A 22929-nucleotide genomic window follows, 5' to 3' on the forward strand; every position below is an offset into this window, starting at 1 on the left:
TTTGCGTTATTATTTAAACCGAATCCAAATAAGCACATCAACGACTAGCCGCTTGCGGTTGGAACTGCAAGCCGATTCACTCCTAATCCATCCTATTATGAACATTGAAAAAATCAATTTACAATTAGAATCCGAAAATCTAAAAGCCTTTTGGCAATTAAAATCACTGGGAAAAATCAATAATCACGAAGTGCAGTTGATCAAATTACAAGGAGAATACGAATGGCATACTCATGAAGAAGAAGATAAATTATTCTTTGTTGTAGACGGTATTTTAGAGTTGCATTTTCGCGATCAAATCATTGAACTGCGTAAAAATGAATGTATCGTAGTACCTAAAGGTGTTGAAAACAAACCCGTCGCTAAGGATGAAGCTACCCTAATGATTTTCGAACCGCAACGATAAAATCAATCGTTGTTTACAATTGTTTACAAATCGATACCCACTTTGTTTACAATCCTATCATCGCTCTAAATCAACGAATTAAGAAGTCTTTTTTGTAAGGTAAAACGCACAAAAAAACCCATGTTATTGTTTAGATAAAAACCAATAAACCATTGATTATCATTTTGTTTATTGGTTTTTAAAATAGTTATATTTTTGAAGGGTGCCGATTTTTTTTTTAGCGTTCTTAAATCGATAGAATTAGCAGAGTTTCTTCTTTTTTCCCTTCTTTTTACCTTTGTTTAACCAGATAATAAATCCGGTTAACGGCAGTGAAGCGCAGACCAAAGCCATAATAAAAGTAATTATTTTGGTATAAATACCTCCATAACTGCCCACGTGTAAATCGTAATTCATCGACGACAGGCGGTCGCCCAAAGGTTGTGAATGCGACCTTTTAATGTTTTGTATACCGCCCGTTTCTTTTTCAAAATAATACCATACAAACACACCACTTCTGTCTTTGTTTAAGCGAACCTGTATATCCTGAATGGCTTCTTTAGGTTTGAGGCGAATGGCCATCATATCTGCCGTGGGATGTTGAGACAGGGCGTAATTCAAAGCAGTATCCAACAAATTATCGCGTTTTGGAGTAAAGGGTATTTTTCCGAAATTTGGTGTGGGCGATGACACAGTGCTAAACGAATTAAAGCCGTTGACATAGATCTTTTTCACGGCAGGAAATGCAAATACCAATCCCGTTAATGCGAACAAAAGCGCAAAACACAAGGCATAGATTCCCAAAATATTGTGCAAATCGTAGTTTAAACGTTTTCTATTGACCTTGAAATCAAAACGAAAACTGCGTTTCAAGGTTTTGCCTTTCCACTTTTTGGGCCACCATAAGACCAAGCCCGTAAGGAGAATGACCGCAAACAAGGCCGTGGCTGTACCAACAACAAGGCTCCCTACCTTCTTTCCCAACAGCAAATTCATGTGCAGTTGCAATACCAACTGAAAGAACTCGTTTTTACTGTCTTCTACCGCTTGTACTTCTCCGGTATATGGATTGACAAAAACCCTTTTGTAGTAGGTGTAATAAGCCCAATGTCCAACAGCGTTTTCATTGGTTTTCGACGCTCTAAAAACCCAGGTTCTATCTTTGGCAGGAAACAAATCTACCCGCGATATTTTTTCGCCTTTTGCCAGAGCCAATTGTGCGTCTGCTTGCAGCACACTTAATGGAAGCGGCGTTCTATTAAGTGTGCTGTCGGTGTTGGTAAAATATTTTTCGGGATAAACCTGCAGTTTTAACTCGTCGTGAAACACGTAAATACAGCCCGTAATACTCACTATAAAAACGATGATTCCACTGAGCAGTCCCAACCATTTGTGAAACCAAAGAATTTGTTTTTTAAGCATGCTTAAAATTTAAAGTGTAGGTTTAAATTTACAAGGCTTCCACTCCCCCGAACATATTCCGCATCCAAAGCACGGTATTGACTCACCGTTGGATAGTAGGTTTTATTAAATAAGTTTTCGATTCCCAAGCTGATATTCCACTGACTGTTGATGGTATAACTACCCGCGAAATTAAAGAGGTTAACATCACTAATTGGACCCTCGCTATTTTTGTAAATTCCCTTAGCATTAGGTTCAAATCGATCGCGACTGCCCGTATAAACCCAAAACAATTGAAGGTTCCACTTGTCTGTGGGTTGATAACTGACAAATCCCGTAGCTTTAGGAGGAGCAATACGCGACCCGTTTAGATATACTTTACTACCGTCATCCAATTTGGCTTTTCCCTCTACATAGGCATAACTACCTCCGATGGTTAAATTGGATCGCAGTTTGGCGTCTAGTGTCAGCTCAAATCCCTTGACTTCTTCAGGTTCGCGTTGTGCCATTAAAAAGCCACCAACGTCTACCAAGTTAACGCCCAAATCAGAAGTACTGATATAATAAGCTGCTGAGAAGTTAAAGATGCTGTAACGGCTTGAAAAACCGATTTCGTAGTTGTTGGTAATAATCGGATCGGTTTCTAAATTGCCCAAGGTATTTTCCTTGGCCCTTCTTAAGATACGTCCCAATTCATTAATCGCAAACCCTTGAGAAAAACTGACAAAGGGGTTGAATAATTCGTATTTATTATATCGTAAGCCCGCATTAAATACCGTGGCTTTATAGGGTATACTACCTCCGCTAACAAAAATACTGCCCTCGTTTCCCGGTCCGGTAGCAATGGTATTAAAATCATCTACCTTAACCTGCGCATTCTCATAACGAACTCCTCCTTTAAAAATCAAATTTTCAAAAAAGTCTATTTTTAACTGCGCATACGGCGCTATGTTTACCATATTCATTTTGGGAATATATACTCTACCATCAACCAAATCTTGGTAAGTGACATCGTTTAAAAGATCCAAACCGTAAGTGATTTCAGCGGGTAGGTTTCCGATTGTAAATGGCGTATTTAAATTGATACGCACCCCTTTTTTGTCGGAATTAATCATGGTTTGTCCCGGTCCATACCAAGCGGTTCCCGAAGTGACATAACGATTCATCGAACTAAAAGTATTCATATATACCGTTGCATCCAATTGGGTATCCAACCATAAATTGCTATTGGTATACGTCAACATCGCATTATGGTTATAGGGAGTTCCTGCCGGTTTTCCCGGCTCTTCTCCGCGAACACCTATAGTAGGACTCTGACCATAAACCCCATTTTTACTGATGTATTTGGCGTGTTGGGTGCTTCCATAATAATTATAGAGCGCTGTTATCGAAGAGTTATCATTGATATCGTATCCGATCTTTACAAATGCATTATTGGAATAGGTATTGGATAGGCCGTCGGTTTGTCCGACAGGCAAGCCTTCGCCATCGCGTTGCAGTCCTGTGTAGTCCAATGTTCCACCAAAAGTATAAGTCCATTTGTCTTTTCTTCCCGAAAAATATTGAGCCACGCGATATCCCAAGGTACCAGCGCTGTTATAGGGATTAAACGATGTACCGATAGTAGTTGCTCCTTCTAAAACTTTATTGCCGCGGTTTTTTTTGGTGATATAATTGATGATTCCTCCGCCTGAACCGTTTCCATATATAGAAGTAGCGCCTTTGATCACCTCTATACGTTCAATGACATTGGGATCTATGGTACGTAAATCACGAGCTCCATTCATCAGTGGTGTCGATTGGGGAATACCGTCAATAAGTACCAATACCTGACGCCCGCGCAAAGTTTGCCCCGAATTGGTAGCCTTATTGGTTGAAGTTCCCAAACCCGGAACAGTATTTCCCAATATCGAAGCCAAATTCGTAGTGATACTACTTTGCGTTTCTATATCTTTTTGATTTAAAATCGTAACCGATGAAGGTACAGTACGTATATTTTCGGCTTTTCTACCCGCTGTAATGACCACTTCGTCCATCTGAGTATCATCCGTTTTTAATACCAAAACATAGGTTAATTGCGTGATCTCAGCAGGAAAATTTTGTTTAAAATCCAGATACCCAACCGCGGAAATCGTTATGGTAGTGTTTTGCAATACCCCCTTATCCAACAGCACTACTCCCGCATTGTCTGAGGTAGCTAAAATGCCCGAATTTCCAATTACATTGGCATAAGACACCGGTTGATTAGAAGCGTTTTTAAGCTGAAGGCTGATCTCTTGAGCAAAAATTTGATGCGAAAAAACAGCACAACAGATCAAAATAAAAGCTCGCAATTTGGTGTGAATACCGGTTTTGTGAGCGGCTAACTCTAGTGATTTGGCAATCATTATACGCTTATTTAGATTTAATTAAAGTAGCGCAAATATATCTATTTATTCAACTTATATTTGAAAAAAAATGTAAAAAAATCATTAAAATAGACTCCCCCTAGAGAAAAATTAAAACACCCACAGATCGCATACAATACGGTACACTTAGCGATTATTTATTTCTCTTTTTTCTTAATTTAGTATATAACCCCGTTTTTAGTAATCGATTACAACTGCGAGAAATGCGTATATGCGGTAAACCTAAACATCAATCAGTGCAAGTATACGCCCACAAGAAATTTAGTACATCGAGTTTTACTCCCTATATGAGTTCAACAGTGAATTTAGTCTCCCCCGATCATCTTGGAAACGATTCCTTTTTTATCGGTATATTCTCCAATCACGATGCCGACAAAATGCACTACTACAAATATGGGAAACCAATAAATTGCCCATTTATGTACCATCTCCATCGGGGCTTTAAATTGACCATCACCCCACTTTAAATACATACCCGTAACTATGCCAACCAATAATAAAAGGTAAAGCGCTATATATAGAAATCCTTGTAATCGTCGTTTTAGGGCTTGTCCTTTCAACAGCGGATTGGGAAAACTAATCCCTTGAAACAACATGTAAATCACCCGAATTACAAAGGCAAAAAACAAAGCATAGGCCGCATAGATATGCCATTCCCACATCGGACTCAAAATCGTTCTGGCTATCCCCAATTTTTGATCTTTTTCTATATTAAAATCGCTGGAAGTGTACAGATCAATTGCACTGATAATGGTTCTCTTGTTCATCCAATACATCCGTAAAAAACCCGTCATAAATAAGACCAACATCGCTAAAGCAATTATCCAATGTAACATTCGGTGAAGTGCCGAAAATCGGTTATTATTTTCTCTTTTCATACTATAAATTTTAAGATAAAAGGTAAAAAAAATCCCACTTAATAAGCAGTACTGTTTTACATAAAAACAGCACTTTAAGGTACAATTTTGAAGAGGCTGTATCTTAACTCGAAACCGTCTTTTATGCTCTGTTTTTATTTCAGAAGAGCGAATCCGAGTGATTTTAACACGAATCCGTTTATTCGCTTATAAGCATATAAAACCCCGTAGGGGTGAAATGATTCTAAGGCGAATACGCCTATGTGCACATTCGCATATAGGCATAGAAAACCCCGTAGGGGTGAAATGATTCTAACGCGAATACGCGTATGGGCTTATCCGCATATAGGCAAAAAAAACGTAGGGGTGAAATGATTCTAAACGTTGTGTAGAATTCGAAAATATGTGTAACTTTATAAAGGCATCCTGCTGATAAGGAACTGCATTTGTTTTATTTCCACTTAAAAATAAAAAACTATGAAAAATTATAAAGTAGCTGTTGTTGTAGGGAGTCTGCGCAAGGAATCTTATAATCTAAAATTAGCAAAAGCATTAACTGCTTTGGCTCCAGAATCGCTAAAACTCGACATCATCAACATTGGTGATTTACCGTTTTACAACGAAGATGTAGAAGTAACTCCTCCACAATCTTGGACGATTTTCAGAGAGCAAATCAGCGCTGCCGATGCCGTACTTTTTGTGACTCCAGAATACAACAGATCGGTACCGGCTGTATTAAAAAACGCGATTGATGTCGGTTCACGTCCGTATGGAAAAAATGCTTGGGATGGAAAACCCGGTGCTGTGATTAGTGTATCAATAGGTGGTATCAGTGGTTTTGGTGCCAATCATCATTTGCGTCAGTCGTTGGTGTTTGTCAACATTCCAACCCTAGCACAACCCGAAGCTTATATCGGAGGTGCCGCTGATTTATTTGATGAGCAAGGCAAACTAAACAACGAGTCAACCAAGGGGTTTCTGAAAAAATTTATGAGTGCTTTTGAAAAGTGGATACACACCAATGTCCAATCTTAATTTTTAAATACGCGCTTTTAAGTCTGAAATATCCTTTCTGATTTCTCTCAGCATTTCCGTCATCGTATCCTCCCCACTACGATCGGGAACAAATTCTCTAGTGGCTATACTACAAGTGTATTCCCACACCTCCAGAATGTCTGAAGCCTTGACTTCATAGGCAGGGTAAAAATGATTGTCCGATTCCAAGACCAAACTGTTCTTTTTATTTCTGTTGAGGCGTTTGTAAACCATACCTTCGCTTTTGGTAATCAAGATATAGGTTTTGCCGTCAAGCACATCGCCCAAACGCTCTACATAACGACCGATGATGATGGAGCCGTCTTCATGAGGCGGCATCGAATCACCTTCAACCGGAAATCCACGGTGTTTTCCCGGCCCTAAAAAAGGCAAGGAGATTTGCTGTAAGTTTTCGATATACTCGGGATCGGAATAACCGTTTAAATAACCGGCTTTGACCTTTTGAGTAACCACTTCAATAAAATTCTCTCCCTCTCGATCTACCGTGATGGGCAATACCAAACGATTGCCTTCCAACTGTAATAAATCGTCCATAGGAATTTTCCGAATATCCACAGAAAGCAATAAATCAATGCTAATATGATAATAATGTGCGATTTTTTTTAGGATTTCATAAGGAGCTTCCGAGGTTCCATCTTCATATTTGACATACCTCCCCCTAGTAATCAAAAGGCTTTCGGCAAGTTTTTCTTGAGAAACCTTCTTTTTAATCCGCAGATTTCGAATATTATCAGAAAATAAAGACATAGCGATATTGTTACAATTTGTAACAGCAAATATAGTTATTATTGTTACAAGCTGTGCTAATTTTGTCATTAATAAAATGAGAAGATTATGGGAAGAGCTATTGTACACATGGATTTGGATACTTTTTTTGTGTCCTGTGAAAGGTTGGGAAATTCAGAATTAGATGGAATTCCTTTAATCATCGGGGGTGGCGACCGTGGTGTGGTAGCCTCTTGTTCTTATGAAGCTCGTACATTTGGAGTTCGCTCCGCCATGCCCATTAAGATGGCGCTACGGCTTTGTCCACAAGCCAAAGTAGTCAAAGGAGATATGGAATTGTACTCCAAATTATCGCATACCGTGACTGAAGTCATTGAAGAGAAAGCCCCGGTAATGGAAAAAGCCAGTATCGATGAGTTTTACTTGGATATTACAGGCATGGACAAGTTTTACGGCAGTTATAAATGGACCGATGAACTCGCACAAGCCGTGACTCGTGAAACGGGGTTGCCGATCAGTTTTGCCTTATCAGTCAACAAAACCGTTTCCAAAATTGCTACCGGAGAGGGAAAACCCTTGGGAAACCTCCAAATCACCGAAAACATGGTACAGCCCTTTCTCAATCCACTGTCGATTCAGAAAATTCCCATGGTGGGTCAAGTCACCTTTCAATTGTTATCGCGTATAGGCATTCGAACCATACAAACCCTTTCGGAAATGCCGGCAGAAGTGTTGCAACAGATGATTGGCAAAAACGGTATCGAATTGTGGAAAAAAGCCAACGGTATTGACAACAATCCCGTGGAACCCTATACCGAGCGCAAATCGATTTCAACCGAACACACCTTTACCCAAGATACTATAGATATCGCGTTGCTAAAAGCTTTATTGATCGGTATGGTCGAAAAATTGGCTTTTCAATTGCGCTCCGAAGAATGGCTTACTTCCACTGTCGTGATTAAAATACGCTATTCCAATTTTGACACGGAAACCAAACAGTGCAAAATACCCTATACGTCAGCCGACCATACCCTAACTCGATGTGTAACCGATTTGTTCGATAAACTCTACCACCGTCGTATGCGCCTACGCCTGATCGGAATTCGCTTTAGCGGTTTGGTAAGAGGTACCTATCAAATCAATTTATTTGAAGATACCGAAGAGTTATTGTCCCTTTATCAGGCGATGGATAAAATGAAAAGTCGCTACGGCTTTGACGCGGTGATGCGCTGTGCCGGAGCATCCTTTAAACCGAATAACAAAGCCGCAATCTTAAAACGCAAATACTAAAAACCCATGTATCTCAATTGCCACTCTTTTCATTCCTTGCGATACGGAACCATCCCGCTTACGGATTTGGTACAACAGGCTGTGGCTTGTCAGGTCAAGGTTCTTGCGTTAACGGATATCAATACCGTTACGGGTATTTACGATTTTATACAAGCTTGTCAACAGGTCGAAATCAAACCCTTAATAGGTATGGAGTTTCGAGACAAACAGCAATTACGCTATATCGGACTGGCTAAAAATGCCCAAGGACTCGCCGCGATGAATCGATTTCTGACCGCACATAATTTCAATGGCGAACCCCTACCCTTTGTAGCTCCCGAGTTGGAAGGAGTATACATCATCTATCCACTAGAAAATGTCCCTATCGATCTAAAATCCAACGAATACATCGGTATACGCCCCGAACAATTGTCGCTCTTAGTCGATAAGAAATGGCAGGTCTTACAACATAAAATGGTCGTATTGCAACCCGTAACTTTTCGCACCAAAAAAGAATTTAATCTGCATAAGATTTTACGCGCTATCGATACCAATGTATTGTTGTCCAAATTGACGGAATCCGATTATTGCGCAACTACGGATTTTATGATTGATCAAGAAACCTTGTTAAGCCAATACACTCCCTTCCCCGATATCCTTGCCAATACGGAGCACATTATCAATAGTTGTCATTTTGAATTTGAGTTTAAGAAACCCAAAAATAAAAAATTCTATACCAACAATCGACAAAGTGATATGGCCTTGTTAACCCGTTTGGCTCATCAAGGACTGATTACGCGATACGGAGCAAACCATCCACAGGCTAAGGCACGTGTAGAAAAGGAATTAAAGGTAATTGATGAACTCCAATTCAGCGGTTACTTTCTGATTACCTGGGATATTATTCGCTATAGCAACAGTTGTGGTTTTTTGCATATTGGCCGCGGTAGTGGTGCCAATAGCATTGTCAGTTATTGTTTGGGCATTACGGATATTTGCCCTATTGAACTGGACTTATACTTTGAGCGTTTTTTAAACCTCAACAGAAAAACGCCACCCGATTTTGATATCGACTGGTCGTGGAAAGAACGCGACACCATATTGCACTATATTTTTGACCGTTATGGTGCCGAACACGTTGCTTTTTGCGGCACTAATGTCGAATTTAAATACCGTTCGATCTTTCGAGAAGTGGGAAAGGTTTTCGGGCTGCCCAAAGAGGAACTCGATCTACTGGCCAAAAATCCGATGGCGATGCACGATTCCAATTCCGTGGTTAAATATGTACAGGAATACGGCATGCTACTCGAAAAGTACCCCAATCAACGCAGTATGCACGCCTGCGGTATCTTGATTTCAGAAGAACCTTTAACCAATTATACGGTTTTGGAAATGCCCCCTAAGGGGTTTCCGATTGTTTTATTTGATATGCATATAGCTGAAGAGATCGGTTTTGAGAAATTCGATATCCTCAGTCAACGCGGTATCGGACATATAGACGATAGCGTTAAACTGATTGCAAAAAATCGCGGGATTAAGGTGGATATCCGCAATACCGCTTTGTCCAAAGACGAGGCGATTTGTAATACATTTTTGGCCCGCGGACAAACCATCGGTTGTTTTTATATAGAGAGTCCCGCCATGCGTGGATTACTGCGCCGTTTAAATTGTGACAATTACAAAACACTGGTGGCCGCCTCGTCGATTATTCGCCCTGGAGTAGCCCAATCCGGTATGATGAAGGAATATATCTTCCGCCATAATTATCCCGATCGCTTTGAGTATTTCCACGAAGTATTTAAGGAACAACTCGGCGAAACCTATGGCATTATGGTTTACCAAGAAGACGTGATCAAAATAGCCTTATACTACGGTGGCCTACCCGCTGCCGATGGTGATATTCTCCGACGAGCCATGAGCGGCAAAGGGCGTTCCAAATCGGCCTTGCAAAAGGTCAAGGACAATTTCTTTGCCTGCTGTGCCGAGAAAGGACATCCACAACAACTCAGCGAAGAGATATACCGTCAAATCGAATCCTTTGCCGGCTATTCATTTTGCAAGGCTCACTCGGCATCCTATGCCGTAGAGAGTTATCAAAGTCTCTATCTCAAAGTGCATTATCCGATCGAGTTTATGGTGGCTGTTATCAATAATCAAGGGGGATTTTACCGCACAGAAGTCTATGTCCACGAAGCGCGTATGTCTGGTGCTACCATTCAAAATCCCTGTGTCAATTTAAGCGAATACGAAACCACACTCTATGGTGTGGACGTATATTTAGGACTGATGCACCTAGAAGGACTCGAAACCAAAATTGCCCAATTCATCGTTAAAGAACGGATACAAAACGGAGTTTTTCACTCGCTGGAAGATTTTATCAACCGCATCCCCATAGGCATAGAGGGCATTCAGATTTTGATTTTTATCGGAGCCTTTCGATTTACCGGAAAAAGCAAAAACCAATTACTCGTGATTGCCCGCTTGATTCTGGTCAATTTTAAACCCGAAAACAAGCATCCCACACTGATGCAAGAACCGATTAAAGAATACCAATTGCCCGTATTGGAACGCTCGCCTTTTGAAGATGCCTTTGACGAGATTGAACTGTTGAGTTTTCCCGTATCCTGTACGCCTTTTGATTTGCTACAAACGTTATACAGAGGAAATATTATGGCAAAGGATTTGATATATCAACACAAAAAGACTGTCAAAATGCTGGCTTATTTGATTTCGAGAAAACACGTGCCCACCAAAAGGGGAGCGATGTTTTTTGGAACCTGGATCGATGCTGAAGGCACTTATTTCGATACCGCACATTTTAGCGATAGCCTCGAAAAATACCCGTTTCAAGGCGGTGGATGTTATTTGCTGTTGGGTACCGTAGAAGTGGACTACCACTTCCCCACCATTACCATCAGTAAAATGGCCAAAATGCCTTTTGTCGCCGACCCGCGTTACGACCATGCACAAAAACGCCCTTATGACGTGCAACAAAACATCAAAGAAGATGTATCGATGACCCACCGCGCGCCGTATCCGCAGGAAAGTGGATTGCCTAGACATCGAATGTAACCCGAGAATCGAATTACGAATTACGAAAAAAATGAAAAAAACAGAATATGCCATAGTAGATATCGAAACCACCGGCGGCAATGCCGGTGGTAGTAGAATAACGGAAATAGCCATCGTCATCCACAACGGAACTGAGGTCATTGACCGTTGGGAAACGCTGGTCAATCCACAAAAAGAGATACCGCTTCCGATTTTTGCTCTAACGGGTATTAACGACGATATGGTACGCGATGCGCCGATCTTTGAGGATATAGCCGAAGAAGTATTGCAACGACTTGAAGGACGTATCTTTGTCGCGCATAATGTCAATTTCGATTATTCTTTTATCCGACATGAATTAGCACAAGCGGGATTTACTTGGACTCCGAAAAAACTGTGTACCGTTCGGGCAACGCGAAAAATCAGACCGGGATTGGGTTCCTATAGTCTGGGCAATCTCTGCAATACACTAGACATCAATCTAGAACACCGACACCGCGCCGGCGGCGATGCCGATGCTACTGCCATCTTATTTTCGCGTTTGCTGTTGTGGGATGAAAACGGAGAAATCGATAAAATGATTAAAAAATCAGCGCCCGATCAACGCTTGCCTCCCAACCTCCCGCCTGAAGATTTTGAGCAATTACCCGAAAAAGCTGGAGTATATTATTTTTATGATCAATATAAAAAGGTGATTTATGTCGGCAAGGCCGTCAACCTCAAAAAACGGGTAGCTTCACATTTTACCGGTCATAATATCAATCCACAACGACAGCACTTTTTACGCGATATACACGCTATTTCCTATGAAGTATGCGGTACGGAACTCTTGGCATTACTGTTGGAATGTACCGAAATCAAAAAGCTATGGCCTACCTACAACCGGGCTTTAAAGCGATTTGATGCTAAATTCGGATTGTACCACTATGAAGCGCGTAACGGTTACCGCTATCTGGCCGTTGGAAAACTCAGTAAGTTTCAAGAATGCATCGAAGCGTTTGACTCCGAATATGCCGGTATTAATTTACTATTGGGATTATCACAACAATTTGAAATTGATCCGCGATTCTGCAAATACGGTCTGCCTGCCGATGGTGAAGCTCCGCAACAATACAATATGGACGATTTACCTGAAGTACAAGTCCACAACGAAAAAGTTCAAAATGCCCTCGATCAAATACAAAACAACCGACCGAGTTTTGCCCTTATAGACAAAGGTAGGACCGCCGATGAACGCAGTTGTATTTGGGTCGAAAACGGCCACTTTTACGGTATGGGATATCTTCCCATGGACAGCACACTTAACGATATTGAAGAACTCAAAGATTATATAACACCTTATAAAAGCAATCAATATATTATGCGATTGTTATATACCTATGCTCAGAAATATCCGAATAAAGTCAAGTTTAGTACGAAAGGGTAACTTCTTCTATTTGCCATTATATATTCACCAATGAGGCGACTCCATGACAACCAATACATTACTGTTAAATATTTACTTTTAAAACACTATTTATCGCGCTTTTTTTGTAATTTTATTAGAAGATTAACACTAACCCTAAAAAAACGATTATGGAAACAGTATCCCCTCAAACAAAGAGAAAACTATTTTTAAAATGGTTGCTGAGTACCTTGGTTTTTCTGTTCTTACTTACGGATAGTTTGGGAAAGTTGTTTCAGTTGGAAGAAGTTATGAAAGCCAGTGAAGCCTTGGGTTTTGATTCCAATCAAATTACCACTATAGGTGTGCTTTTATTAGTTTGTTCGCTATTGTATATGATTCCGAAATATTCGGTTCTCGGTGCGATTTTGTTAACCGGTTATCTAGGTGGTGCCGTTGCTATACATATGCATGCACATCATCCTTTATACAGTCATACCCTATTTCCTGTTTATATCGGAGCGCTGCTTTGGTTGGGTTTGTATTTTAGAAATAAAGCCGTAGTCCATCATATTTTAAAGCCGTAATCATGATATCCTATTAAGAATATCTAAAAAGCACAGCAATATTGACCGGACATAAAACGGAGGGTTTTATCAAGGGATTGCCGTAAAAAGGTCTCTAAAAATATCGCTCAAAGCCATTCAGATCGCTCATCGGAAAAGCGATCGATGATTTTATACGCTTTACTCAATGAAGTTCCTCCTTTAAATATAGATGAAGTTGCACGTACATAGTTGTAAACGTCATTATTTTGATTTGATGTATAGAAAACTTATATTTCTTTTACTTATAAAACCTTCCCTTCAACCACAAACTAACCCGTACCAAGCCAATCAATACCGGTACTTCCACTAAAGGACCAATCACACCGACAAAAGCTTGAGGCGAATGTATACCGAATACAGCAATGGCCACGGCGATAGCCAATTCAAAATTATTTCCGGTTGCCGTAAAGGAGATTGCAGCATTTTTATCGTAAGGTACTTTCATCGATTTGTTGATAAAAAAACTGATGAAAAACATCAATATAAAGTAGATAACCAACGGTATGGCGACTTTTACCACTTGTACGGGCAATTGCAGCAGTTGTTCCCCTTTTAGACTAAACATCAATACAATGGTAAACAGTAGCGCATAAAGCGTAAAAGGCGAGATAAAGGGAATAAATTTTTGTTGATACCACTTTGCTCCCTTAATTTTTGGTAAGTAATGTTGAGTCAAAAAGCCTGCTAAAAACGGAATGCCCAAATAAATCAATACACTTTGAAATACCGCGCTCATTTCTATCGAGACCTTGTAGGCTGCAAACCCAAAATGCGCAGGTAATACATTTATAAACAACCATACAAACGCGCTGTAAAACAACAGCTGAAACACGCTGTTTAGAGCTATCAGCAATGCTGCATATTCTCTGTTACCTTGAGCTAAATCGTTCCAAACAATAACCATCGCTATACAACGAGCTAGACCAATCAATATCAGTCCAACCATATAGTCCGGTTGATCGCGCAAAAAGATAATCGCTAAAACAAACATCAACACCGGTCCTACCAACCAGTTCAATACCAAAGAAAGACCGAGTACTTTTTTATCTTTTAAAGCCCCGGGTAAGAGTTTATAATTTACCTTGGCTAAAGGCGGATACATCATGATAATCAATCCTATTGCCAACGGTATGTTGGTAGCTCCTATCGACCATTTTTCCATCACTGTCGAAATTTGCGGAAATCCGTTGCCCAACAATACTCCCAATCCCATGGCTAAAAAAATCCACAGGGTTAAATAACGATCCAAAAATTTCATTCGTATGGACATAAGTCTATTTTTTTTATCTGTGAGAAAACATAAAACATTTCGCTGGCAATTTGTACACTACAATCGGCGTAAACTGCCGCTTCATTTTCCGTTGAATCCGCTATTTTGGGATCTTCATAAGTAATCGGAATACGGCTTTTGGCTCCTACGACATAAGGACAACCGACATCGGCCTGCGAACAAGTCAAAACCGCGATAAAAGACGAAACCGGATTAAAAGCGTGATCGTATTTCTTAGAAAATCCAATTATAGGTAGTGCATTTTCCGCATATTTTATCGCATAAACAGGATTTGTTCCATCGGTCAACGCATCTATACACAACCCCTGATCAGATAAGGTCGACAGTATTGTCGATGCTATGCTGGTTTGTTCCGTACCTCCAGAATAACAAGTGACGTTGGCAATCCCATAATAATGCGCGGCTAACTGTGCCCAAACCTGCGCCAAAATACTTCGACGCGAATTGTGGGTACAGATAAAATTCAGATTGATACCCGCAACATCATACTGATTGAGCGTTATCATATCAATCAAAGGTTGCAGTGTTTTCTTGCGTTGAACTGAAACAACCGAATTGGCATGCAGTTCCTCTATAAAATCAACTAAGGTGAGATACATAATTTAATCCTATATACTAACAACAACCCGAGTTTGGATCACAAGAATTGCCTGTACTACTCGACAAATCAGTTAATTTCATCGGTTGCTTAGCGGTGGGAATCCCACAGGCATCTTGAGCCAAACAAGCGGTTGTTTTGTTTTTTAGGATAAAATGCGTCCCATTAAACTCCAAATCATATTTTCCAATCGTCTCACTTTGATATTCGACCTCTATAACCGCATCTTCCATACCGAGCTTATCTTCGGATAGGCTAATAATGTGCGACAGTTTCGCCGGTTTCAGTCTGTGCTCAAAATCGTCCGCATTCCACAATTGAAAATTAACAGCCGTTTCATGCCTAACCACTCCACCACAATCGATAAAGGTTTTGGTGATTTGGCCGACTTCAGTTACGTGAAAATGTTCGGGTACCCATTGTCCATTTTCCAATTGAAATGCGACGTTTTCTAAAGTGGGCAGGATTTTTTTAATTTCTGATAAATACATAATAATTTGTTTTATAGGTTTTGTTTTATACTTATTTGACCGATCTTTATTTAATATCGCAATATTACGATGTTAAAATATAAAAAAAGGCTATTAGTCTAACAGCAGCTGTTGTCGTTGATATCCTGATTAAAAAATCGATTGAAATCCGATTGAAATTCTTTCCAAACGGCTGGGTCAATACAGTAACAAATCGATTTTCCCTCAATGCTGCCTTGAATGATGCCACTGCTTTTTAGTTCTTTTAGATGTTGCGAAATCGTTGCTTGTGCCAATCCCAACTCTTTGACCAAATCATTGCAAATACAAGTCTTTTGGTCGATGATGTATTGCAAAATTGCAATTCGCGCCGGATGCCCCAACACCTTAAATAGCGCTGCCAGTTGATTTTGCCCGTTTGTATACATTTCTGATTTCGTTATTCCCATAGCCGCATTTATATATCGCAATATTACGATAATAAATTTAAACCTAAAAAAAATTATACATTTTTTATCATGAGTTTCCAATTTGAATAAATCCACTACACTTACTACGTATATTTTTAATACTTTTGATTTGTACCTACCCTCACTTCGATCAATTCAACTTTAAACACCGCTATGGATGAAATCAAAAAAGCAAGTCGTTCAAGTACAGCAACTGGACAAAAATATTCCGATTGAGTTTTTTCGAATTGAGGACAATTTTGATTTGTTCGACTTCAGTCAGCATTATCAATTTGATTTTTATCAGATTTTTTGGTTTATAGAAGTTAGCGATCAACAACAAGAAATTGACTTTATCGCCTATCCACTCGAGGCACAACAAATTTGGATTATCTATCCTGGACAAGTACATTATTTTGACCCCACTGCGGTATCGGGTTATTACCTTGCCATTGATAAAGATTATTTTCACCGTATTTTATTTCAAGAGGCCAAACAGCAAGGTTTTACTGAAAATGCGCCTTTAAAGTTTGAAGTCACCGCTAGCATGCGTCCTCTATTTGAGCATTTATCGCTATTGATAGAACAGGAGTTTCACGATCAACAACGCGCTAATGTTTTGGAAAAATACTTGGAATTATTAATCCTTCACTTACAGGATTTACCGGTATTACAACAGCGACATGTGACCATAGATGCGCGTATTCACAAACTGCTTGAATTGGTTGAACTGCATTATATCAGCGAGCGAAAAAATGAATTTTATGCCGATAAAGTGGCGTTATCCGTCAAGCGCATGAATGAAATTTTATTGCGTTCCGTCGGCAAAAGTCTTAAACAACAGTTACAAGACCGTTTGCTGCTTGAAGCCAAACGCCTTGTGGGTTATAGCACCGATAATATCCAAGACATTTCAAATATATTGGGTTTCTCAGATGTGACGTATTTTAACCGTTTTTTTAAGAAACTGACCTTAGTAACCCCATTAGACTTTAGAGAACAGGTGAAGAAAGTGCAAGGATAGCTCCTTTTTATATAAGTTTAAGCCGTTGATTTGAAACTACCTTTGTATCCTCAAAAAAAAGAACATGGGACAATTAAAGAAAAATCAACTCGTTGTCGTGCTGATTCTAGCACTGTTATCTGCTTTAGAACCCTTTAGCATTGATTTGTATTTACCGGGCTTTTTAAAGATGGCCAATTATTATCAGACGGATTTAAAATCCGTGCAGTTCTCCATATCTACGTTTTTAGCCGGTTTTGCAGTGGGACAATTATTTTGGGGAATCCTTTCGGATCGCTATGGACGAAAATGGCCAACCATCCTATCACTACTGTTATTTATTGCAGCAACAGCAGCCTGTATTTACTCCAATAGTATTGAGCAATTTTGGGTGGCGCGCTTTTTCCAGGCTTTCGCCGGTTGTGCCGGAGTTGTTATTGCACGAGCTGTGGTCAATGAATATTTTGACGCGAGCAATACGATGCAGATTTTCTCGTTACTGGCCATCATATCCGGAGTAGCACCGATCATCGGTCCAATTGCAGGAAATTTTCTAATCTCGCATTTTGAGTGGCAATCCACTTTTGTTACCCTACTGATATTGGGTATCATCTGTTTGTTAACCGTGGTGTTTTTCCTACCAGAAACCCGTATTAAGTCTGCCTCAAAACCCGTAAATCTACTCGGAGAGTTTAAAAAAATACTGCGGGTAAAAACCTTTTTAAAGTATACACTCATCGGTAGTTTAACCTATAGTATACTGATGATTTACTTGGCAAACGCACCCTATTTAATTATGGAATACGGAAAACTGTCCTCCAATGCATTTAGTTATATTTTTGCTATAAACGCCATCGGTTTGATTTTCGGTGCTTGGTTCTCCAATTCGGTTTTGTCGCGTTGGTGGTCCGTACGTCAAGTCATAAAAGGAACGGTATTCGCAGCATTGGGTCTCAGTACTATTTTCTTATTGTTGTGTATTTACAAACAACCGATTGAAGCGATTTTGGTGTTGTTGTTCTTTTTGGAACTCAGTATGGGAATTTTATTCCCAACCACAACAAAACTAGCCTTGGAACCGTTTAATGAAAATAGCGGATCGGCATCTGCGTTATTGGGATCCCTTCAATTGGTGGTGACTTTCTTTATATCGGCAATTACCAATATAATTCCCGCAGATCTGTTGTTTTTAACGGGATTGGCCTTGTTTATTTGCCATATTCTATACGTAGTCTGCTTGATGATCCGTGAACCCAAGTTAGCTATACCATCAAATTAAACCGTATTTATCAGCAGTTGTTCATTAACTGGAAGCAATAATAAAAATAGTATAGAGATTTGAAATACTGTGCTAATAAACATGATAAAACGGCATAGATATTGACTGTGCTATAGAAAACAAACTATGAAAAATATTAAGATCTCCCTATTGAGTTTGGCTGTGCTTTTTGCCGTAGCTTCTTGCAAGCAAAACAAAGACGAAAATATTGAAATTCCAGCAACTACAGAAACGGTAGTTCCTACTGAGGAAGCCGTCAATCCTACAACAGTTAGCGAATTTCAAGCGCAAACGGTTGATGATGCATTAGCGTCAAAAATAAAAGACTTTTTAAATAAGAGCTTTTTAAAAGCCAATGATTTAAAAGCGATTAAAGCCGATGAACGCCACTTTCAGTTGTATTCAATTGATTTAAACAAGGATGGTAAAAACGAGGTATTTGTCTATTTAAATTCCCCTTACTTTTGTGGGTCAGGTGGTTGTACGATATTGTTATTAAGCGATCAGTTGGAAGTTATCACCAAATTTACAGTAACTCGTCCACCACTATTTGTAGAGCCTAGCGAGAAAAACGGCTGGAATGTACTTACTGTACAATCGGGTAATGAATGGAAGGAATTGGTTTACAACAAGGGAACTTACCCATCTAATCCGTCGGTAGTTACCAAGGCAACTTATGCCGCACCAGATGCCAAGGCAATTGAAATTTTCGGCAATAAAAATCTTGCTAAAACGTATCCTTTTTAAGCCCATAGGCGTATATAATCATTTCACCCCTACGGGGTTTGTTTTGTCCATATGCGAATGTGCACAATCCGTATATGTTATAAACATTTCACCCCTACGGGGTTCTATAATGATTTCACCCCTACGGGGTTTGTTTTGCGCATGGGCGAATGTGCCCATAGGCGTATAGGCCTAACAAATATGTCACCCCTACGGGGTTCTATAATGATTTCACCCCTACGGGGTTTGTTTTGCGCATGGGCGAATGTGCCTATAGGCGTATAGGCCTAACAATCATGTCACCCCTACGGGGCTCTATAATGATTTCACTCCTACGGGGTTTGTTTTGCGCATGGGCGAATGTGCCCATAGGCGTATAGGCCTAACAATCATGTCACCCCTACGGGGTTCCATAATTCTTTCACCCCTAACGGGGTTGTATAATCACATTATCCCTAATGCATTATAAACCCTAAAAAGCCTGTCTTGTAGAGACAGGCTTTTTTGATATTTAAAATTCAAAATTATAGTTGTTTCTGACCCAAATTCCTGACTTTATCCAACCATTTTTCACGCTGTATAGCCGAAGCGTCTTTTACAATACCGATATAGGTCATTCTTATCGGTTTGACACCACACAATTTTAGGCTTTCTTTCATCTGATACTCACTTGGCGCTTTAGAAAACAGTCGATAATACCAGCTCGGCTGATCTAAGGTCGCGATGATGTGTGCGGTTTTCCCTTTCATTAACGGTTTAACTCGGAGCGATCCAATAATAGGTTCGTAGGTAAACCCCGGAAGGAAGAGCCGATCGATAAATCCTTTCATCAGCGCAGGTATTCCGCTCCACCACACGGGATGTACCCATACCCAATGGTCGGCCCACTGCAACAAGTCAAAGGCCTCGAGCAAGTCCGGCTCGAGCTCGGTACGTTTTTGATATCCAAACCGCAAATTGAGATTAAAATCGAGATCCGCTATTCTCAATTTCTTTACCTCAACACCTTGTTTCACGGCACCAACCCTATAAGCTTCCGCCAAGGCATAACAAAGACTATTTTCATTGGGATGACCGTCTATTATTAAAATTTTTTTCATGTTATTTGATGCAAATATTGATGTTAGTATTTTGACTTAAGGCCGAGGTAAAAATACCCTTGGAATACAACTGATGACCAAAATAAACTGCAGGGGGCAATACCGTACCCGAAATTAATTTCTCGATATGCATAACGGTTGAAAATGCCGTTAAATTCGCCTGTCCTTGTTCGTTTATTAAACCGATTTTCATTACTTCCCCTTTTTTAGATATTAGCCGTATGTCAAAAGCGGTTTTATCTCCTTGACCGTTGGCGTAGAAAAGTTTCTTCCGCATGGACATCGGCAGTATATCGAATAGGCGCAACTTTTGCATGATACTCAGCGAGACTCCCGATAAGTTATCACCGTAGGTTATCGCGGTTGAAACATTGGGTATGCCTTCAATGTGATGAAGTACATAATTGTCGGGTGCGTCAAAATGATATAAATTAAAAACAGAGGAGGAAAAGGCAAACTGGTGTTTTTTACGCCCTTCAAAATGCCGGACAGCGTACTCTTTACCGTTGCGGTAAATTGGAAATTTTTTCGCTGCATTTTCCGCCATAAAATCAGCAGCACTAGCCCCGGCTTTATCGCGCATCGAATAGTAAATCAGTAATTCCACCGCTTCTATATCACGCCATTCCATCACATCTTGAATCAATCCCGGAACCACACTCCCCATCCAACTCGATGCCAAGACAATGTTGCTTTTTAATTGTTGGGATACCGCCGCGCTATGCGCTACTGCAATAGCCGAACTCGTTTTGGTTATATCCAAGTAGTCCAAACCGTACTCGATACAGAAATGCAAAAGTTTATTTTTAGAATCAACCGTACACATGACAACCAAGTCAATTTGAGCCGTCAGTATGTTTTGAAAGGTTTGGGGTAAGCAAACATCAATCACCATAGTTCCCGAACTCGCTTTTCTACTGCTGATAAAAACCCTTACAGCGGTTTGTCGTTCTTTTAAGATTTGTTGCGTCAATTGACCTTGCAGTCCTGTGCCTCCTACCAATAAAATATTTTTCATATAGCGCTTATGTTTTAAGGTTATATAGAATCACTGCTGCCTGCGTCCATTGTCGTTTATGGTAAACTCGACTCTAGCAGTAAACTGATTTTTTTTCAAAGGTAAGTAGGGCAATTGCTCTATGAAGTAGCCAATTGTCTATAAAAGCGATTTGCGAATACGCGTTAATTGTCGGGTCGAGATCCCCAAATATGAAGCGATGTAAGGTTGTGGAATTTGGTGGAGTTGCTTCGGATAATTTTTTATCAAATATTCATACCGATGTGAGCCGTTTTGCTGTTGAAATTCAGTAAAGTGCTGATCCATAAAAACATATTGATTTTCAACGAGTTTACGTCCTATCTTTTGCCAAGCCATACTGCTATCGTACAATTTTTCCAGATTCTCATAGCTGATTGCCTCTATTTCGGTATGTTGCAGCGCGTGTATGGTTTCCCGCGATTTTAACTGTTGGATAAAACTGGGATAGGCCGCCATAAACTCGCCCTCAAAGGCTATACAGCTGGTAACTTGTTCGCCTTTAAAATTCCAATAGAAACTGCGAAGTACACCTGAAACCACAAACATTAACTCGTGACAAATCTGGTTTTCTTCGAGTAAGACCGTAGCTTTTTCAACCGTGCGTTTGACGATATAGGCATCGATCTGATCTAATTCGGACCTAGATAATATATTTAAGGAAGCTAAGTACTTTTTCATTTTGGCATGTCTAGAACGGAAAAAAATCCATTTATAAATTGAAGGGTATTATAGAACTCTTACATCGTGCTCTTTGGTCTTTCCCCAAGATCTTCTATCAAACGCAACAGATAACCATCGGGATCTTTTACCAGAAATTGAAGTTGACCCAATTCTACCTCATCCGCAACATACCAACGCTCTTCGATTGGAATAAATAACGGCCAATTCACCTGATTCAATCTTTCTATGATTAATTGTATGTCGGGAACCTCAATCTGAAAATTGATCCCCCTGCCAAAGGGTGCTTCAAGTGGAGCGGTTTCCCAATCGCGATCGTGCTCATTGAACTGCTCTAACATGATTTGAGCGCCCTGCAAATTAAGATAGGCGAATTTTTCTTCAGGACGGTCATAGGATACCGTAAACCCAATCAGATCACACCAAAAAGACAAACTGCGACTGATGTCTGTCACGATTAGTTCGGGCACCATTTTCGCCCAATTGTCCAGGGTATTGTCCATTGTAATTTAGTTAGCTATTTCACGTTCTAATTCATATACGGTAGTAACAACCCCGTTATAATGTTTTTCTATATCAATAACGCGCCAATTGGAACTGTTGTGCAACGCTGGAAATAAGGGGATTCCACTCCCTAAAAGAGTTGGAATTACGGTAATTTCCATGCTATCTACCAGATTGTTATTTAAAAAAAGAGCAAGCGTTTCTCCTCCGCCAACCAACCAAATGTCTTTTCCGTTAGTCGATTTCCATTCCGCTACTTTTGAAACGATGTCTTCGCCTACGACCTCAACGATATTCGAAATAGATTTTTTAGTACGACTTAGTACATAGGTTTGTTTATCCACATAAGGCCACGGAATGTCCATATCTAGGATACTCTGATAGGTGCTACCGCCCATTACGAGTATATCGACCGTATTATAAAAATCGCTATAACCGTAATCGGATATCTCGGGGTTGGGATATGCTGTTAACCAATCCAATCCGCCATCTAGAGTCGCGATATATCCATCTAAGGAGGTCGCTATATATAATTTTACTTTTCTCATTTTTTTATAGAATCTGTAGCTCTAATTTTAAGCATCCTGTACCTAAACTCTTTTTATTTGGTACTTAATCCCGGAACGTGAAATCACTGTATCAAACTT

At 40.0% G+C, this 22929-nt stretch carries 23 protein-coding genes; 9 read left to right on the forward strand and 14 right to left on the reverse strand.

The genetic code is table 11. The features are described 5' to 3' along the window. Positions 1–97: 97 nt before the first annotated feature. Positions 98–406, forward strand: a complete 309-nt coding sequence (locus L1275_RS10835) for a cupin domain-containing protein (protein WP_253472791.1) — start codon at positions 98–100, stop codon at positions 404–406. Positions 407–646: 240 nt separating this feature from the next. Here the strand turns inward: L1275_RS10835 and L1275_RS10840 are convergent, their stop codons facing one another. The 3 genes from L1275_RS10840 to L1275_RS10850 form a co-directional block, all read right to left on the reverse strand. After that, on the reverse strand, positions 647–1807 hold the full coding sequence (locus L1275_RS10840; protein ID WP_253472794.1) for a PepSY domain-containing protein: 1161 nt from the start codon (positions 1805–1807) through the stop codon (positions 647–649). 2 nt (positions 1808–1809) lie between these two features. Next, positions 1810–4173 (reverse strand): TonB-dependent receptor, encoded by a 2364-nt coding sequence (locus L1275_RS10845; RefSeq protein ID WP_253472797.1) that lies wholly within the window; start codon positions 4171–4173, stop codon positions 1810–1812. Between the two features lie 326 nt (positions 4174–4499). After that, positions 4500–5072 (reverse strand): cytochrome b/b6 domain-containing protein, encoded by a 573-nt coding sequence (locus L1275_RS10850; RefSeq protein ID WP_253472800.1) that lies wholly within the window; start codon positions 5070–5072, stop codon positions 4500–4502. Positions 5073–5528: 456 nt separating this feature from the next. Here L1275_RS10850 and L1275_RS10855 point away from each other — a divergent pair, with 456 nt between their 5' ends. Then, entirely contained in the window at positions 5529–6086 is a 558-nt protein-coding gene (locus L1275_RS10855; RefSeq protein ID WP_253472804.1) for an NADPH-dependent FMN reductase, read from the forward strand. A gap of 3 nt (positions 6087–6089) precedes the next feature. Here L1275_RS10855 and L1275_RS10860 read toward each other — a convergent pair whose 3' ends face one another. Next, on the reverse strand, positions 6090–6854 hold the full coding sequence (locus L1275_RS10860; protein ID WP_253472806.1) for a helix-turn-helix domain-containing protein: 765 nt from the start codon (positions 6852–6854) through the stop codon (positions 6090–6092). Between the two features lie 87 nt (positions 6855–6941). On the opposite strand from L1275_RS10860, the gene dinB reads away from it, so the two are divergent. The 4 genes from dinB to L1275_RS10880 all read left to right on the forward strand — a co-directional run bounded on the left by dinB (position 6942) and on the right by L1275_RS10880 (position 13124). Continuing rightward, positions 6942–8123: a DNA polymerase IV gene (gene dinB / locus L1275_RS10865; protein WP_253472809.1), complete on the forward strand. Its 1182-nt coding sequence runs from the start codon at positions 6942–6944 to the stop codon at positions 8121–8123. A gap of 6 nt (positions 8124–8129) precedes the next feature. Next, entirely contained in the window at positions 8130–11174 is a 3045-nt protein-coding gene (locus L1275_RS10870; protein WP_253472812.1) for a DNA polymerase III subunit alpha, read from the forward strand. 31 nt (positions 11175–11205) lie between these two features. After that, the gene (locus tag L1275_RS10875; protein ID WP_253472815.1) at positions 11206–12579 is read left to right on the forward strand and encodes an exonuclease domain-containing protein; all 1374 of its coding nucleotides are present in this window, start codon (positions 11206–11208) and stop codon (positions 12577–12579) included. A 149-nt stretch (positions 12580–12728) separates the two neighbouring features. Next, complete coding sequence (locus L1275_RS10880) at positions 12729–13124, forward strand: DoxX family protein (protein ID WP_253472819.1); 396 nt, start codon at positions 12729–12731, stop codon at positions 13122–13124. A gap of 107 nt (positions 13125–13231) precedes the next feature. On the opposite strand, the gene L1275_RS16590 is transcribed toward L1275_RS10880, so the two are convergent. From L1275_RS16590 to L1275_RS10900, 5 genes are all read right to left on the reverse strand, one after another. Continuing rightward, on the reverse strand, positions 13232–13312 hold the full coding sequence (locus L1275_RS16590) for a nucleotidyl transferase AbiEii/AbiGii toxin family protein (protein ID WP_371923468.1): 81 nt from the start codon (positions 13310–13312) through the stop codon (positions 13232–13234). 71 nt (positions 13313–13383) lie between these two features. Beyond that, positions 13384–14415: an ACR3 family arsenite efflux transporter gene (gene arsB, locus L1275_RS10885; protein WP_253472822.1), complete on the reverse strand. Its 1032-nt coding sequence runs from the start codon at positions 14413–14415 to the stop codon at positions 13384–13386. Continuing rightward, positions 14400–15035: a low molecular weight phosphatase family protein gene (locus L1275_RS10890; protein ID WP_253472825.1), complete on the reverse strand. Its 636-nt coding sequence runs from the start codon at positions 15033–15035 to the stop codon at positions 14400–14402. Before L1275_RS10890 ends, arsB begins: the two co-directional genes overlap by 16 nt. A gap of 16 nt (positions 15036–15051) precedes the next feature. Beyond that, positions 15052–15525, reverse strand: a complete 474-nt coding sequence (locus tag L1275_RS10895; RefSeq protein WP_253472828.1) for a DUF6428 family protein — start codon at positions 15523–15525, stop codon at positions 15052–15054. Between the two features lie 98 nt (positions 15526–15623). Continuing rightward, positions 15624–15953, reverse strand: coding sequence for a helix-turn-helix transcriptional regulator (locus tag L1275_RS10900; protein ID WP_253472831.1), 330 nt, complete (start codon positions 15951–15953; stop codon positions 15624–15626). Positions 15954–16131: 178 nt separating this feature from the next. Here L1275_RS10900 and L1275_RS10905 point away from each other — a divergent pair, with 178 nt between their 5' ends. The 3 genes from L1275_RS10905 (at position 16132) to L1275_RS10915 (ending at position 18982) form a co-directional block, all read left to right on the forward strand. Beyond that, entirely contained in the window at positions 16132–16977 is an 846-nt protein-coding gene (locus L1275_RS10905) for an AraC family transcriptional regulator (RefSeq protein WP_253472834.1), read from the forward strand. A 64-nt stretch (positions 16978–17041) separates the two neighbouring features. Continuing rightward, positions 17042–18235 (forward strand): multidrug effflux MFS transporter, encoded by a 1194-nt coding sequence (locus L1275_RS10910; protein WP_253472837.1) that lies wholly within the window; start codon positions 17042–17044, stop codon positions 18233–18235. Between the two features lie 126 nt (positions 18236–18361). Beyond that, entirely contained in the window at positions 18362–18982 is a 621-nt protein-coding gene (locus L1275_RS10915; protein ID WP_253472840.1) for a hypothetical protein, read from the forward strand. Between the two features lie 503 nt (positions 18983–19485). On the opposite strand, the gene L1275_RS10920 is transcribed toward L1275_RS10915, so the two are convergent. The 5 genes from L1275_RS10920 to L1275_RS10940 form a co-directional block, all read right to left on the reverse strand. Then, the gene (locus L1275_RS10920) at positions 19486–20061 is read right to left on the reverse strand and encodes an NAD(P)H-dependent oxidoreductase (RefSeq protein WP_253472843.1); all 576 of its coding nucleotides are present in this window, start codon (positions 20059–20061) and stop codon (positions 19486–19488) included. A gap of 1 nt (position 20062) precedes the next feature. Continuing rightward, positions 20063–21079 (reverse strand): hypothetical protein, encoded by a 1017-nt coding sequence (locus L1275_RS10925; protein ID WP_253472846.1) that lies wholly within the window; start codon positions 21077–21079, stop codon positions 20063–20065. Between the two features lie 138 nt (positions 21080–21217). After that, complete coding sequence (locus L1275_RS10930; RefSeq protein WP_253472848.1) at positions 21218–21778, reverse strand: Crp/Fnr family transcriptional regulator; 561 nt, start codon at positions 21776–21778, stop codon at positions 21218–21220. A gap of 59 nt (positions 21779–21837) precedes the next feature. After that, the gene (locus L1275_RS10935) at positions 21838–22281 is read right to left on the reverse strand and encodes a VOC family protein (RefSeq protein ID WP_253472851.1); all 444 of its coding nucleotides are present in this window, start codon (positions 22279–22281) and stop codon (positions 21838–21840) included. A 6-nt stretch (positions 22282–22287) separates the two neighbouring features. Further along, positions 22288–22830: a dihydrofolate reductase family protein gene (locus tag L1275_RS10940; RefSeq protein ID WP_253472854.1), complete on the reverse strand. Its 543-nt coding sequence runs from the start codon at positions 22828–22830 to the stop codon at positions 22288–22290. Between the last annotated feature and the right edge of the window lie 99 nt (positions 22831–22929).

It is taken from the genome of Flavobacterium sp. HSC-61S13 (genome assembly GCF_024171535.1).
GTDB lineage: Bacteria > Bacteroidota > Bacteroidia > Flavobacteriales > Flavobacteriaceae > Flavobacterium.